The organism is Mesorhizobium sp. M4B.F.Ca.ET.203.01.1.1, from assembly GCF_004791025.1.
Lineage (GTDB): Bacteria > Pseudomonadota > Alphaproteobacteria > Rhizobiales > Rhizobiaceae > Mesorhizobium > Mesorhizobium abyssinicae.
Genome location: NZ_SRUO01000027.1, coordinates 1 through 15,250 on the forward strand (window position 1 = coordinate 1; position 15,250 = coordinate 15,250).

At 65.5% G+C, this 15,250-nt stretch carries 14 protein-coding genes; 1 reads left to right on the forward strand and 13 read right to left on the reverse strand.

Features of this window, described 5'->3' with window-relative positions; all coding sequences use genetic code 11:
* Window positions 1-201: 201 nt before the first annotated feature.
* The 5 genes from EN846_RS32595 to EN846_RS32615 all read right to left on the reverse strand — a co-directional run bounded on the left by EN846_RS32595 (window position 202) and on the right by EN846_RS32615 (window position 6,822).
* Window positions 202-2,235 (reverse strand): aldo/keto reductase, encoded by a 2,034-nt coding sequence (locus EN846_RS32595; RefSeq protein WP_135914096.1) that lies wholly within the window; start codon window positions 2,233-2,235, stop codon window positions 202-204.
* A 212-nt stretch (window positions 2,236-2,447) separates the two neighbouring features.
* Entirely contained in the window at window positions 2,448-3,533 is a 1,086-nt protein-coding gene (gene ugpC / locus EN846_RS32600) for a sn-glycerol-3-phosphate ABC transporter ATP-binding protein UgpC (RefSeq protein ID WP_127392907.1), read from the reverse strand.
* Window positions 3,534-3,544: 11 nt separating this feature from the next.
* A complete protein-coding gene (locus EN846_RS32605; protein ID WP_127286634.1) occupies window positions 3,545-4,381 on the reverse strand; it encodes a carbohydrate ABC transporter permease in 837 nt (278 codons plus the stop codon).
* Window positions 4,378-5,238: a sugar ABC transporter permease gene (locus EN846_RS32610; protein ID WP_126057345.1), complete on the reverse strand. Its 861-nt coding sequence runs from the start codon at window positions 5,236-5,238 to the stop codon at window positions 4,378-4,380. Before EN846_RS32610 ends, EN846_RS32605 begins: the two co-directional genes overlap by 4 nt.
* A 315-nt stretch (window positions 5,239-5,553) precedes the next feature.
* Window positions 5,554-6,822: an ABC transporter substrate-binding protein gene (locus EN846_RS32615; RefSeq protein ID WP_127286635.1), complete on the reverse strand. Its 1,269-nt coding sequence runs from the start codon at window positions 6,820-6,822 to the stop codon at window positions 5,554-5,556.
* A 106-nt stretch (window positions 6,823-6,928) separates the two neighbouring features.
* Here EN846_RS32615 and EN846_RS32620 point away from each other — a divergent pair, with 106 nt between their 5' ends.
* Entirely contained in the window at window positions 6,929-7,795 is an 867-nt protein-coding gene (locus EN846_RS32620) for a helix-turn-helix domain-containing protein (protein WP_127286636.1), read from the forward strand.
* Between the two features lie 32 nt (window positions 7,796-7,827).
* On the opposite strand, the gene doeB is transcribed toward EN846_RS32620, so the two are convergent.
* From doeB to ehuB, 8 genes are all read right to left on the reverse strand, one after another.
* On the reverse strand, window positions 7,828-8,829 hold the full coding sequence (doeB, locus tag EN846_RS32625; RefSeq protein ID WP_128272811.1) for a N(2)-acetyl-L-2,4-diaminobutanoate deacetylase DoeB: 1,002 nt from the start codon (window positions 8,827-8,829) through the stop codon (window positions 7,828-7,830).
* Between the two features lie 5 nt (window positions 8,830-8,834).
* Complete coding sequence (gene doeA / locus EN846_RS32630) at window positions 8,835-10,013, reverse strand: ectoine hydrolase DoeA (protein ID WP_127392351.1); 1,179 nt, start codon at window positions 10,011-10,013, stop codon at window positions 8,835-8,837.
* Window positions 10,014-10,096: 83 nt separating this feature from the next.
* Window positions 10,097-11,089 carry a cyclodeaminase gene (locus EN846_RS32635; protein WP_127392352.1) on the reverse strand — a complete coding sequence of 331 codons (993 nt, stop codon included), beginning with the start codon at window positions 11,087-11,089 and terminating at the stop codon, window positions 10,097-10,099.
* On the reverse strand, window positions 11,086-12,081 hold the full coding sequence (gene eutB, locus EN846_RS32640; protein ID WP_189379575.1) for a hydroxyectoine utilization dehydratase EutB: 996 nt from the start codon (window positions 12,079-12,081) through the stop codon (window positions 11,086-11,088). Before eutB ends, EN846_RS32635 begins: the two co-directional genes overlap by 4 nt.
* Window positions 12,078-12,857, reverse strand: coding sequence for an ectoine utilization protein EutA (gene eutA / locus EN846_RS32645; protein ID WP_127309140.1), 780 nt, complete (start codon window positions 12,855-12,857; stop codon window positions 12,078-12,080). Before eutA ends, eutB begins: the two co-directional genes overlap by 4 nt.
* Before the next feature lie 5 nt (window positions 12,858-12,862).
* Entirely contained in the window at window positions 12,863-13,522 is a 660-nt protein-coding gene (gene ehuD / locus EN846_RS32650; RefSeq protein ID WP_127286487.1) for an ectoine/hydroxyectoine ABC transporter permease subunit EhuD, read from the reverse strand.
* On the reverse strand, window positions 13,522-14,181 hold the full coding sequence (gene ehuC, locus EN846_RS32655) for an ectoine/hydroxyectoine ABC transporter permease subunit EhuC (protein ID WP_135914097.1): 660 nt from the start codon (window positions 14,179-14,181) through the stop codon (window positions 13,522-13,524). The genes ehuD and ehuC overlap by 1 nt, the downstream gene beginning before the upstream one ends.
* A 165-nt stretch (window positions 14,182-14,346) precedes the next feature.
* Window positions 14,347-15,198: an ectoine/hydroxyectoine ABC transporter substrate-binding protein EhuB gene (gene ehuB, locus EN846_RS32660; RefSeq protein WP_127309142.1), complete on the reverse strand. Its 852-nt coding sequence runs from the start codon at window positions 15,196-15,198 to the stop codon at window positions 14,347-14,349.
* Between the last annotated feature and the right edge of the window lie 52 nt (window positions 15,199-15,250).

Here is a 15,250-nt window from a genome sequence, read left to right on the forward strand (position 1 = left end):
CATCGCCAGAAACGTCCTCCAGGCAGCCGATGCCGACAAAGTCCCCATCAGCCACCGCATCAAGAAATGCGCCTGGAACGACGACTATCTCATCCAGGCGCTAACCCATATGCGATAGCCCTGCCCTTGAGGGGGAGATGCCCGGCAGGGCCGAGAGGGGGGCGAAGGAACGCTGCGCTTCCTTTCAACGCCCCAAGCAGCCTAAGCCCAGCGCCGCTCCGGCCCGTTGTCCAGCCAGGCGACATCTTCCGCCGACAGCTTGATATCCAGCGCCCTGAGACTGTCCTCCAGCTCGTCCAGCGTGCGCGGGCCGATCAGCGGCACCGACGGGAAGGGCTGCGCCAGCACATAGGCGAGCGCGACATGAATCGGGCTCTTGCCGAGGCGGTTGGCGAGCTCGATGGCGCGGTCGCGGCGGCCGAAATTCTTTTCGGAGTACCAGACCCTGACCAGCTCCTCGCTGTCATGCTTGTCGCGGCCAGCGCGGTCGGTGAAGAAGCCGCGGCCCTGGCTCGACCAGGCGAAGTTCGGCATCTGCCTTGTCGTCAGCCAGGCCTTCCAGTCGTCGGTGGACGAGGTGACGCAGCCGGCCCAGATCGGCTCCAGCATCTCGGCCAACGAGAAATTGTTGGAAAGCGCGCCGGGCTTCTGCTTGCCGGTGCGCTCGGCATAGGCGATCGCCTCGTCCATGCGCTCCATGGTCCAGTTCGAGCCGCCGAACGGACCGCGGATGCGGCCGGCCTTGACCTCTGCGTCCATGGCGTCGACGAACTCGCCGACCGGCACGTCCGGATTGTCGCGGTGCATGAAATAGATATCGACATGGTCGGTCTGCAGCCGGTCGAGCGACTGGGCGAGCTGCTTGCCGATGACGTCGGGATAGCAGAGCGGCGAATGCGCGCCCTTGCCGATGACGACCGACTGTTCGCGCACGCCGCGGCTCCGCAGCCATTGCCCGAGCAGCGTCTCGGTGTAGCCGGCGCCATAGACATAGCCGGTGTCGAACAGATTGCCGCCGGCCTCGAAGAAGGCGTCGAGCAGGATCGAGCCCGAGGAGAAAGTCCGGAAGTCCTCGAAGCCGAGCGCCACCACGGACGCCGGCTTCGGCAGGCCGGGAATGGCGCGCTTGGCTATCGCCTTGCCATCCCTGCGCAGCGGCCGGCCGGAGAGGGTGTTGAAGCGCTTAGCCGGCTTTTCGATCTCGTACTCCAGCCCGACCGCGGCGCGCCATTTGTCGAGCGCGCGCAGCGTGCCGAGGCTGTCGGCCCAGGACATGCCCGGCCAGGCGAATTCCTGCCGACCGGCCAGGATCGCCTCGCCGGCGCCGTCGACCTCGAAGGAATAGACATGGCGGGTCTCGTTGACGCTGATGGTCTCGCGGCTCCCGTCGGGCCGGATCAGGTCGATCCTGCCCAGCCCGACGTCGCGGTTGCCACCGGCGAACCAGAAGTCAGGCACCTCGATCTGGCCCTTGGTGCCAAGGATGCGCAGCACATTGTCCTGGTTGAGCGAGATGCTGCAGGAAACCTCGGCGACGATGCCGTCGGCAAACTGCAGCAGCGCCGAGGCCCATTCGTCGACGCCGGACTGGCCGAGATGGGCAGCGCCCACAACCTTGTCGGGCTCAGCGAAGGGTTGCCCGACCGCAGCGCCTGCAAGCAGCCGCGCCATCGATACAGGATAGCCGCCGACATCGAGGATGCCGCCGCCGGCGAGGTCGTTAGCATAGAGCCGGTGCTCCGGCATGAAGCCCGGCATGGCGAAGCCGAAGCTCGATTTGATCATGCGGACTTCGCCGATGACGCCCGACTTGATCAATTCGACCAGCTTCAACGTCTGCGGGTGCAGCCGGTACATGAAGGCTTCGCCGAGGAAAGTGCCGGCCTTGCGCGCGGCATGGATCATGGCGTCGGCCTCGAAGGCGGTGAGCGCCAGCGGCTTCTCGCACAGCACGTGCTTGCCGGCTTCAGCGGCCTTGATCGCCCATTCGGCATGGCCGGGATGCGGGATCGAGATATAGACGGCGTCGACGCCATCGTCGGCGAGCAGCGCCTCATAGCCGTCGAGGATGCGCGCGCCGGGGAAGGCCTCGGCGAGGCCCGGCTTGCCGGAGTTGCGGGCGCCGAGCGCTACCAGTTCGCCGGTGCGCGACTGCGCCACGCCGCCGGCAAAGGATTTGGCGATGCTGCCGGGCCCGACAATGCCCCAACGAATCTTTTGCGGTCTGGATGTCATGTCAAATCTCCTGCGGTCGCCGCCACGCATCCGCGATCGGGCAAGAATGGACCATTTTGTTCGAGCATGATCTTTCCGAAAACCGGTTCCCGCTTTTCGGGATCATGCTCCTAGAGCGGTTCAACGTTTCTTGGAATCGCCGAACCGCTCTAAGTATTTGTTTTTACGCAATTCCGGACGGAAAACCGTTGCACACTTTTCCTGGAATTGCTCTAGCGTATCCGCGCGCCCTTGGTGTCAAAGAGTAGCGCCTTGTCGGCCTTGATCGCCACCGTCAGATGGTCGCCACTCGCCCGCTGCCTGGATGCCTCGCGCTCGATGATCAGTTCGTCGTCTCCGGCACCGGCGTAGACGTAGCTCACCGATCCGAGATGCTCGGCGACATCGGCCTTGACGGCGATGTCGCAATCGCCTTTGCCGGCATCGAAGAAGTGTTCCGGCCTGACCCCTAGCACGACCTCGGCGCCGACCGCCGGAGGCGTGCTCTGGAGCGGCTTGCTCAGCCGCGCGCCGGCGTGGTTGACGAGCTCGACCGTCGCCGCGCCCGGCCCGGTCTCGACCACCCTCGCCGGCATGAAGTTCATCTTCGGCGAGCCGATGAAGCCGGCGACGAAGCGGTTGGCCGGGTCGTCATAGAGATCTAGCGGGGCGCCGATCTGCTCGACATTGCCGGCCTTGAGCACGACGATCCGGTCGGCCAGCGTCATCGCTTCGGTCTGGTCGTGCGTCACATAGATCATGGTGACGCCGAGTTCCTTGTGCAGCCGGGAGATCTCGACCCGCATCTGGACGCGCAGTTCCGCATCGAGATTGCTGAGCGGCTCGTCGAACAGGAAAACTTGCGGCTCGCGCACGATGGCGCGGCCGATGGCAACGCGCTGGCGCTGGCCGCCCGACAATTGCTTCGGCCGCCGGTGCATCAGCTCGTCGATGCGGAGAATCTCGGCGGCGCGCCTCACCCGCCGCTCGGTGTCGGGCTTCGGGTTGCCGTTCATGCGCAGGCCGAAGCTCAGATTCTGCTCCACCGTCATGTGCGGGTAGAGCGCGTAGGACTGGAACACCATGGCGATGCCGCGCTCGGCCGCCTCGACATCGTTCACCACCTTGCCGCCGATGGCGATCTCGCCGGCGCTGATGTCCTCCAGCCCGGCGATCATGCGCAGCAGCGTGGACTTGCCGCAGCCGGACGGGCCGACGAAGACGACGAACTCGCCTTCGGCGATGTCGATGTTGGCGCCATGGACGACGCCGAAGCCGCCGAAGCGCTTGACGACATTGGTGAGTGTGACCGCTGCCATATCGCCTTTTCCTACTTGACCGCGCCGGCGGCGATGCCGGCAATGAAATGACGCTGCAGGAGCACGAAGACGACGAGCATCGGCACGGTCAGCATGACGGCGCCGGCCATGATGCCGCCCCAGGAGACCTTGGTTAGGCCGATCAGCGTGCCGAGCGCCACCGGCGCGGTCATCGAACCGGGCTGGCTGTTGATCAGCAGCGGCCAGAGATAATTGTTCCACGAGGCGAGGAAGAGGATGATGGCGAGTGCGGCCAGCATCGGCCGTGCCAAAGGCAGCGCGACGAACAGGAAGATGCGCCACTCCTTGACGCCCTCGACGCGGGCGGCGTCGAACAGATCGGCCGGCATCATCGAGAAGGCCTGCCGCATGAACAGCACGCCGAGCGAATTGAACAGCGGCGGCACGATCAGCGCGATCCAGGTGTTGGCGAGCTGGAAGTCGCGCGCCACCATGATGAACTGCGGGATCAGCACCACCGAATAGGGCAGCGTGATGGTGCCGAGGATGATCGCCACCACCGCGCCCTTGCCGACGAACTGATAGCGCGCCAGCGCCCAGCCGGCCATCGAGGTGAGCAGCACCGACAGGAAGGTGTAGGTCACCGCCACCGAAACCGAGATGCCGATGGCGCCGACGAAATTGGTGTCGCGCTGCAGATTGTTGAAATTGTCGACGAAATTGTCGTGCGGCAGAAGCTCGATGCCGGGGCTGAAGATGCCGTTGTCGGGCATGGTCGAGAACACCACCATCATCCACAGCGGAAACAGCCAGATCACCGCCAGCGGCGTCAGGAACAGATGCAGCGCGATTGCGCGGCCGAGCCGGCTTTGCGAGCGCGAGGTCATTTCGGGTCCCTCGTCAGCCAGAGCTGCACCAGGGTGATGGCTATCGCCAGCCCCGCCATGGTGTAGGCGACGGCCGAGGCGTAGCCGAAATTGAGCGAGCGGAAGCCCTGGCGGTAGAGCAGCAGGCCGAGCGTCTCGGTGCCACCGCCGGGGCCGCCGCGTTCGGTGATCAGGAACGGCTCGGTGAACAGCTGCATGGTGCCGATGATCGACAGCACGGCGCAGAAGACGATGATCGGCTTCAACAGCGGCAGGGTGATGTAGAAGAACTGCTTGACCTTGCTGACGCGGTCGAGCGTGGCCGCCTCATAGACGTCGTCCGGGATGGATTGCAGGCCGGCGAGCAGGATGATGGCGTTGTAGCCGGCCCAGCGCCAGGTCACCGCGATCATGATCAGCGCCATGGCCGGCGTGACGTTGGAGAACCAGTCGACGCTGGGCAGGCCGACGCTGTTCAAGAGCTTGTTGATGATGCCGAAGTTCAGATTGAACATCAGCCGGAACACCGCCGAATAGGCAACCTCGCCGACTACCACCGGGGCGAAGAAGGCAAAGCGGTAGAGGCCGCGGACTTTCAGCAGCGGCGAGTTCAACAGCACCGCCATGACGATGGCCAGCGAGATCATCACCGGCACCTGGATGACGAGGATGAGCAGCGTGTTCTTCAGCGCGTTGTAGAAGGCCGGGTCGCCGATCAGCCGGCCCCAGTTGAAGGTCGGCGCGAAGCGCCAGGGCACGGTGCGCGTCGCCTGGAAGGAGATCAGGAACGAGCTGATGATCGGCCAGACCCAGAAGATGGAAAAGATCAGCAGATAGGGCGTGAGGAAACGATAGGCCGTGGCGTTCTGATGGCGCATCGTTTCCTCCTTCAATCGGTTGCCGCCTGTTGTGGCGGGCAGTGTTGATATGGATGCTGCCGGTGGGAGCAGCATGATTTGGCCAGGTCAGCGCCGCCCCTCATCCCCCTGCCGGGACCTTCTCCCCGTATCGTGACGGGGAGAAGGGGCTGGCCGCGGCCTTGGCATTTTGCAACGCTGGCGATTGGCGAAATCGCTGGCGGCAGCGTCCCTCTCCCCGTCACTATACGGGGAGAGGATGCCGGCAGGCAGGTGAGGGGCAGCGCCAACAGTCCGGCAAGGTGCCCTATATCTGGCCCACCAGCATCTCTGCCTTCACTTCACCGGCAGGCCGGTCGCCGAGGCGATCTGGCTTGCGGCGTCGTCGAGCGCCGCCTTGGCGTCCGGATAGCCGCCGCCCAGATATTTGGTCTGCACGGCGCGCATGATGAGCTCGGCATCGCTCTGGAACTGCGTGCCGCGGCTCGGCACGACCTTGGGCAGGGTGGCCAGGATATCCTTCCACACCGCCTGGCCGCCCCAGTAGGGCAGGCCTTGCGAGACATAGGGGTCGTCGAGCGCCGAGATCAGCGACGGCACCAGGCCGAAATCCTTCAGCATGGTGATCTGGCCTTCATTGGTCTCCAGCGTGTATTTCAGATAGGCGTAGGCCGCTTCCTTGTTCTTCGAGGCCGAGGTGATGGCCAGCGACGAGCCGCCGAGATTGGCGGCGCGCGGGCCGTCGGCGGTCAGGCTCGGCATCGGATAGACGCCCCACTTGCCGTTTTCGCCGGCCGATTCGGTGCGGATGGTGCCCTCATACCAGCCGCCATAGACCTGGGTGGCGACGGCGCCGGCGGTGTTGTTGGTGATCTTGGTGCCCCAGTCGGCCGAGGCCATGATGCCGGCGTCCTTCATCTCCTTGATCTTGGTCAGCGTGTCGACGCATTTGGGCTGGTTGACCGTGATCGACTGGCCGTCCTCGGCGAAATAGCCGCAGCCCTGCTCGTTGGCGATCATGCGGAAGAATTCGGTGTCGCCGTTGAAATCGGCGTTGGTCATGGTGACGCCGGGATTGGCGGCCTGGATCTTCTTGCCGGCGGCGATGAAATCGTCCCAGGTCTTGATCGAGGCGGGGTCGACACCGGCCTTCTCATAGAAGTCGCGGCGGTAGAAGGAGGCGACCGGGCCGGAATCCCAAGGCATCGCATAGGCCTTCTCGCCGACCTCGAGCTCGGTGCGCTTGAAATCGGGGAATTTCTTCTGGTCCTCGGCGGTGTAGCCCAGCGTATGCAGGTCGACGAAGCAGTCGGGGAACTGGCTCCAGTAGTTCTCGGCCTCGCCATTCTCGATCGAAACGATGTCCGGCAGACCGACGCCGCCGGCGGCGCAGCCGGCAATCGACTTGTCATAGGTCGGTTGGTTGCCGAGATCCTCGACGGTCACCTTGATGTCGGGGTATTTCTTGTTGAAGCCGGCGACGGTGGCCTTCAGCGACGAAGCCGCGATGTTCCAGCTCCAGATCGTGATTTCGCCGGATTGCGCCATGGCCGGGCCGGAGCCCAGGGCAAGCGCGAGCGCGGCGCAGGTCAGTGTGGTGCGCATTGAACTCCTCCCATTTCATTTGCTCTCTCACAGTGAGCGTGGCTAGATTATGCAGCGCGGAAGGCTTGTCCCGGACAAAGGGAAAAGAAAATTGGCGGAAAGTAAGATGCCGGAACGGCCGTTCTACCAGCCTGGCGCCAGCAGCGTGGAAGGCATGCCGCTGATGCTGCAGATGTTCCACACACAGCCGCTGGTTATGCTCAAGCCGCATTGGCACGCGCAGGTGGAAGTCAATTTCATCGTGCGCGGCAGCGTGCACTATTTGATGAACGATCACGAGATCTCGCTGTCGGCCGGCGAGATGTGCCTGTTCTGGGGCGGCCTGCCGCACCAGATGGACGATCTCAGTGACGATGCCGTCTATGCCGGGGCGCATTTGCCGCTGGTGCATTTCTTCCGGCTGCATCTACCCACCGATGTCCGGCACCGGCTGATGACGGGCGCCACGCTGGTGACGTCGGCCACCGACCAGGCTGACAACCACAATTTCGAGCGCTGGAACAACTACGCCCGCTCGGGCGACGCGGCCAAAGCCGAGCATGCGGTGAACGAGCTGCTGCTTCGGCTGGAGCGGGTGCGGTTCGAACCCTACCGGCTTGTTTCGAGGGTTCCCGCCGCACATTCGGCGGGCAGCCCCTTCGACCAGCAGTCCTCGCGCAATGTCGGGCGCATGTGCGACTTCATCGCCGAGAATTTCCTCTATGAGATCGACTGCGTCGACATAGCGGCTGTCGTGGATATCCACCCGAAATACGCCATGAGCATCTTCAAGAAGTCGACCGGGATGACGCTCAACGAGTATGTCAACCTGCTGCGGCTGAGCTATGCGCAGGCGCTCTTGATGCATGAAGACGCCAACGTGCTGCGCGTCGCCATGGATTCGGGCTTCGGCTCGCTCAGCGCCTTCAACAAGTCGTTCCGCAAGCTTGCCGGCATGTCGCCCTCCGACTTCCGCCGGGCCGGCGTCAAATAGCCGAGGATCACTTCATGGGTGCGCGCGTCGCGTCACCCCACCTCGACCGCCACCACCGAAATGCAGTCGCCGGCCTTGACCAGGCCTGGAAAATGCCGCGCCGCGAGCAGGCCCGACATTTTCGCCCCGATCTCCTGCGGCGCGACGCCGGTGCGGCCGATGCCATGAATGCGGGCGACGACCTGTCCCTCCTCGACGGGCTCGCCGAGATCGACCATCGTCTCGATCATGCCGTCGTCCTCGGCGAAGGCGAAGCTGTCGCCGGAAGGCATGTCGAGCCAGCAGGTCTTTGCCAACTCGACCGCACCGGCGACGATGCCGGCATGCTTGAGCACGTTGCGCACGCCGCGGCGCGCGATGCGCACCGTCTCGGCGCGGGAGGTGCCGCCGCCGCCGAGCTCGGTGGTGATGAACAGCTTGCCCATCTCCTCGGCGGCGGTGTCGAACATGCCGACGGCGTCGATCTCCAGCATCTTCATCGACCACGGCGCCGAGAACGCCTCGACCGCGTCGAAGCCCTTCGCTTCCAGGTCCTTGTCCGGCCTTATGTGAGCGGCGCAGAACGGCACGAAGTCGAGCGTCCTGCCGCCGGAGTGGAAGTCGAGCGCGATGTCGGTGCGCGGCAGGAGCTCACGCTGGAAATAGTCGGCTATCTTTTCCGTCACCGTGCCGTCGGGGCGGCCGGGGAAGCTGCGGTTGAGATTGCCCTTGTCGATCGGCGAGGTGCGGGTGCCGGCGCGGAAGGCCGGGTAGTTCATCGCCGGCACGATGATGACCGTGCCAGAGACGTCCCTGGGATCGAGCGTGCGGGCAAGGTCGTAGAGCGCCAGCGGCCCCTCGTACTCGTCGCCATGGTTGCCGCCGGTGAGCAGCGCCGTCGGCCCGTTGCCGTTGCGGATGACGCAGATCGGGATCATCACCGAGCCCCAGGCCGAATCGTCGCGGCTGTAGGGCAGGCGCAGGAAACCGTGCTGGACGCCGTCCTTGTCGAAATCGACGGTCGGGGCGATCGGTGAAGGACGCAAGGCCGCCATCGCGATCAATCCTTCGCGACCAGCTTGCGCGGCACGTTGGCCAGGCACTCGACGCCGGTCTCGGTGATCAGAATGGATTCGGTGATCTCCAGCCCCATCGTCTCCAGCCAGAGGCCCGTCATGAAGTGGAAGGTCATGCCGGGTTTCAGCTCGGTGCGGTCGCCGGGGCGCAGGCTCATGGTGCGCTCGCCCCAGTCCGGCGGATAGGAGATGCCGATCGGATATCCAGTGCGGTTGTCCTTGACGATGCCGTATTTCTTCAAGACGGCGAAGAAGGCGTTGGCGATGTCCTCGCATGTGTTGCCGGGCCTGGCGGCGGCAAGACCTGCCTCCATGCCTTCCAGCGTCGCCTTCTCGGCATCGAGGAAGGCCTGCGTCGGCTTGCCGAGGAAGACGGTGCGCGACAGCGGGCAATGGTAGCGGTTGTAGCAGCCGGCGATCTCGAAGAAGGTGCCCTCGCCGGCCTGCATCGGCCGGTCGTCCCAGGTCAGATGCGGCGCCGAGGCGTCGGCGCCGGACGGCAGCAGCGGCACGATCGCCGGATAGTCGCCGCCGATCCCATCGACGCCGCGCGTGCCGGCATCGTAGATCTCGGCGACCAGATCGCATTTGCGCATGCCGACCTCTATTTTGTCGACGATGCGCTGGTGCATGGCCTCGACGATGCGCGCGGCCTTGCGCATGTAGTCGATCTCGGTCGGGCTCTTCACCGCGCGCTGCCAGTTGACCAGCGCGGTGGCGTCGACGAACCGGGCGTTGGGCAGATGCTTCTGCAGCGCGGCGAAGGCGGCGGCCGAGAACCAGTAATTGTCCATCTCGACGCCGATGGTGAGCTTCTCCCAGCCGCGATCGGAAAGCACGCTGGACAAGAAGTCCATCGGGTGGCGCTCGGTCGACTGCACGTAGTGGTCGGCGTAGCCGATGATGTTGTCATGCGCGAGATAGGCGGTGCGCTTGGCGCCGTTGGCGTCCTGGCCGCGGCCGTACCAGACCGGCTCGCCTGAAGGCGGCACGATGACCGCCTGGTGGACATAGAACGACCAGCCGTCATAGCCCGTCAGCCAGGCCATGTTGGAGGGATCGCTGACGATCAGCAGATCGACCCCCTTGGCCGCCATGGCCTTCCGCGTCTTGGCGAGGCGCTCCGCATATTCGCCGCGCGTGAATTTCAAATTCGGCTGCATTGTTCTTGGTCCTCGTTTGTTGGGCCTTGCGGCCTTTTCGGAAAGCAGGTTTCCACCTTTCCGGATCACGCCTTGGCCAGGCCTCAGCTTTCGAAAATGGTCCCGGCATTGGCCGCTTGGGCGCGGTCACGGGCCAAGGTGGCGATCGCCGTGTCCTGCACGCCGGTGCCGGTGAGGTCGGCGATGGTGATGTCGCTGTCCGAGCGCCGGCCGTGCTTGTCGCCGGCGATGATCTGGCCGAGTTCGGCAACGTCGGCGTCGGCCGTCATCACCCCCGTCGCGATGGCATGATGCAGTTCGCCGAGCCGCTTGGTTTGCCTGGCGCTGTCGGCGACATAGAGATCGGCCATGCGCAGGATCGCCGGCGCGATCTCGTTCTTGTGCTCGGCATCCGAGCCCATGGCGGTGATGTGCTGGCCGGCCACGACGAAGCCGGCCTTGATCAGCGGTTCGGTCGACGGCGTCGTGGTGACGATGACGTCGGCACCGGCGGCCGCCTTCGCCGCGTCCGGCTCGGCGCGCACCATGATGCCGAGCTTCTCGCGCAAGCGGGCGGCGGTGGCGTCTGCCTTGGCGGCATCGCGCGCCCAGATGCGGGCTTCCGCGATCGGCCGCACCAGGCGCAGCGCCTCGAGCTGCAGTCCGGCCTGGAGGCCGGCGCCGAAGATCGCGGCGACGGCGGAGTCCGGCCGCGACAGGTGTCTGGCGGCGACCGCGCCGGCAGCGGCGGTGCGGATGTCGGTCAGATAGCCATTGTCGAGCAACAGCGCCTCGACCGCTCCGGTCTTGGCCGAGAGCAGCACCATCATGCCGCCGCCGCTGGGCAGGCCGAGCTTCGGATTGTCGAAGAAGCCGGAGCTGATCTTGACGGCGAAGCCGTCGATGCCAGGCACATAGGCGGATTTTACGTCGACCTCGCCGTGATGCTCGGGAATGTCGAGGCGCAGGATCGGCGGCATCGCCACCGGCAGCGTGGCCAGCGCGCGAAAGGCGTTCTCGACGCAGGCCACGGCATCGAGATCCAGCGCAACGATCTGGCGCAGCTCGGCCTCGGTGAGGATCATCATCCGGCTCATGCGGCACGCTCCACGGTTGATGGCGCCTCGCCGCAGACGATTCTTCTGTGCAGCGCCATGTCGATGTTGCGGCCGGACAGGATGAGCACGGCAGGTCCGGCCGTCTTGACCTTGCCGGCAAGCAGCGCGGCGATGCCGACCGCGCCGGCGCCCTCGACGATCTCGCGCTCCTGCTCATAGGCATGACGGATGCCGGTGGCGATCTCGTCCTCGGAGAGCAGAATAACATCGTCGAGCAGGTCGCGGCACATGCCAAAGGTCAGCCGGTTGTCGAGGCCGATGCCACCGCCGAGCGAATCCGCCAGCGTCGGCAGTTCCTCCACCTCGACTGGCCGGCCGGCGTCGAGGCTCGCCTTCATCGCGGCGCCCCGCGCCATGGTGACGCCGATGACTTTAGTGTTCGGGCTGACGCCCTTGACGGCGGCGGCGACGCCCGAAGCCAGTCCGCCGCCGGACAGCGGCACCAGCACGCTTGCTGCGTCCGGCACCTGCTCGATGATCTCCAGACCGAGCGTGCCCTGGCCGGCAATGATGTCGGGGTGGTCGAAGGGCGGCAGCATGACCAGGCCCTGTTCGCCGACCAGTTTCTCGACCTCCTTCTGCGCATCATCCTGACTGTTGCCGACGATGCGGATCTCGGCGCCGAGCCGACGGATCGCGTCGAGCTTGTTGTCGGGCACCAGCCGCGACATGCAGATCACGGCGCGGATGCCGTCGAGCCGCGCCGCATGCGCCAGCGCGCGGCCGTGATTGCCGGTCGAGGCGGCGACCACGCCGCGCGTCTTATCCTCAGGGCTTAGTGAAGCGATCGCGTTCGAGGCGCCGCGCAATTTGAAGGCGCCGGTGGTCTGATGGTGTTCGAGCTTGAGGTGGACGGGGTGGCCGATGCGATCCGTAAGGCTTTGCGACTGCACGTTCGGCGTGCGCTCGACCTTGCCGGCGATGCGCTCGCGGGCGGCGCGGATGTCGGCGAGGGTGATGGCGCTCGTCATGATTGGCTCAGCGACTTCGTCATCAGCCGGCCGAACTGAGGCCGCGCCGTGTCGTCGCCACACAGCCGCAGGCAATTCCAGGCCGTGGCCTGGTTGCTGGTGACGACCGGGCGGCCGATCGCCTGCTCCATGCCGGCGACCGCGAGCGCCGAGCGCAGCGCGGTGCAGGACACGAACAGCGCATCAGCCTCGGCATCGGTTGCCTTGCCGGCCAGTTCGACGAGCGCGGCCGGCGGGATGCGCGCCATCTCACGGTCGTCCTCGAAGCCGAGGCAGGTGAAGCTCACGATCTCGAAGCCGCGCTCGGCGAAATAGGCCGCCATCGGCCGGCTGGTCTCGACCGTGTAGGGGGTGAGGATGCTGATCCGTCTCGCGCCCAGCGCCTTCAGCCCGTCGACGCCGGCCATCGGCGGCGTCACCACGGCAACGCCGGGCCTGGCGGCCCGTATCGCCGCCTCGATCTCGGCGTCGCCGATCACCACCGAGGCCGAGGTGCAGGAATAGCAGATGGCGTCGAGCGGCTCGTCCGGCAGGATGAGCGCGGCGGCGGCCTCAAGCTCAGGCTGCATCCTGCGCAGATTCTCCGGCGTGGTCGGGTTCTTGTAGGGGATGCGGGCGACATAGACGCCGATCCGCTCGCTCGCCACCATGCGGCGGAAATCCGGCTCGCTGGTGTGGTCGGTGGCAAGGATGATCAGGCCGACGCGCTTTTCCAGCGGGCGCGCATCGAGGGCCGGCCTTGTCGGCAACAGCCTGATTTCGGGCAGCGGTTGCATCAAAACTACCTTTCGATCTTGCCGTAGCGGTGTTCCAGCCAGCGCAGCAGCACGACCGAGAAAAGGCTGATGATCAGGAAGAAGGCGCCGACCAGCGTCATCGGCTCGACGTAGCGGTAATAGGTGTTGGCGACGCTCTTGGCTTGGTTCATCAGCTCCAGCACGGTGATCGCCGAGAGCAGCGGCGTCTCCTTGAACATGGCGATGAAGTAATTGGCCAGGGCCGGGATCATCGGCGGGATCGCCTGCGGCAGGATGATGTGCGTCCAGGTCTGGCCGGCGCCGAGATTGCAGGCCTTGGCGGCTTCCCACTGGCCGCGCGGCACGTTGTCGATGCCGGCGCGGTAGACCTCTGCCGTGTAGGTGCCGTAGTGCAAGCCGAGCCCGATGACGCCAGCCACCAGCGGCGGCAACAGGATGCCGAAGTCGGGCAGCACGTAGAAGATGAAATAGAGCTGCACCAGCAGCGGCGTGCCGCGGATGAATTCGGCGAGGAAGCCGACGGTGCGCGACACGGCCCGGTTCTCCGAACGCCGCGCCAGCGCGATGGCCAGGCCGACGATCGCCGCCAGCACCGAGCCGAGCAGCGTCGCCAGGATGGTGATCTTCACCCCCTGGATCAGCGTCGGCAGGATCTCCCTGACGAAATTCCAATCCCAGTCCATCAGACGCGCACTCCGTCGATGCCGCGCGCCATGCGGCGTTCCAGCGAGCGCACGCCCCAGGAGATGACCAGCGCAAGCACGAAATAGATGACCAGGATGGTGGTGAATGGCATCAGCGTGTTGCCGGTCTGCGAGCGCACCACCTGCGCCTGGAAGGTGAGATCGGCGAGCGAGATCAGCGAGACCACCGAGGTCGCCTTGAGCAGTTCGATGGCGTTGTTGCCGAAGGTCGGCAGCATGACCAGCAGCGCCTGCGGCAGGATGACATGGCGCATGCCTTGCCAGCGGCCGAGATTGAGCGCGATGCAGGCCTCGTACTGCTCGCGGCCGATCGACTGGATGGCGCCGCGCACAACTTCCGCCGCATAGGCGCCGACATTCAGGCCCAGCGCCAGCACGCCGGCCTGCAGCGGCGTCAGCGAAATGCCGGCAAGGGGCAGCACGAAGTAGGCCCAGAACAGCTGCACGAAGATCGAGGTGCCGCGGAAGAACTCGATATAGGCGGTGGCCAACGCGCGCACGATGAAGAAGCGCGGCAGCCGCCCCATGCCGGCCAGGAAGGCCATGATCAGCGCCAGCACCGACCCCATCAGCGTCAGCTCGATGGTGACAAGCGCTCCCTGCAATATCAGGCCGAGATAGCCGGACCACTGGGTCATCTGGGTTCCAACGTTGGCGGTTAGCTTTCTTCTCCCCGTTCTACGGGGAGAAGATGCCGGCAGGCAGATGAGGGGCGGAGCCACCTTCTGATATCTTGGCGCTGCCCCTCATCCGGCCCTTCGGGCCACCTTCTCCCCGTGAACGGGGAGAAGGAAGAAAGCGCCCTACTTCGCCGCGCAGAGCTTTTCGCGCGTCGTCGACATCGCGGCGGCGGCCGAGAAGCCGTAGGGCTCGATGATCTTGGCGAACTCGCCCGACTTCTTCAGCTTGGCGAGCTCGACATCGTAGGCATCGCGCAGCGCCTCGTCGCCCTTCTTGAAGGCGGCGCCGTCGCAATAGACCGGCGCGCCCATCACCGGGGCGATGACTTCGAGGTTCGGGTCGTTGGCCTTCTTGACCAGGTCGTTGATCGACAGAACGGGGAGCGAATAGGCGTCGATGCGGCCATCCTGCAGCATCTTCAGGCCGCTCTGGCCGTCCGGCACGACGATGACGCGATCGCGCGGCACGCCGGCATTGAGCGCCAGCTTCTCCTCGGTGCCGCCGCCCGGCGCGCCGATGGTGGCGGAGCTATCCTTGGCGACGTCCTCATAGCTCTTGAAACCCTTCGGATTGCCCTTCTTGACCAGCATCGCCTCGGCGTCGCAGAGCACCGGCTCGGAATAGGCGACCGCGGCGCAGCGCTCCGGCTTCATGAACAGGCCGGCGGTGACGACGTCGAAGCGGCCGGCCTGCAGGCCGGGGATCATGGCGCCATATTCGGAGATCGAGGCGACGATGTCATTGACACCCAGGCGCTTGAAGATCTCGCGCGCCACGTCGGGCGCGGCGCCCGAGACCTTGCCGTCGGCGGCGACCGCCGTGTAGGGCGGTTCGTTGGCGATGGCGACGCGGGCGAAGCCCTGCCCCTTCAATTGCTCGAGCTTGGCGTCGTCGGCCGAGCGCGCGCCGGAGGCAAGCAGCATCGTGGTCACCGCGAGGCCGGCGACGCCGGCCAGAATGGCAAGTTTCTTCATTGTTCCCAACTCCTTGTTGTTATCCTGGTTTGCGTTGTTTCAGGACGACTGC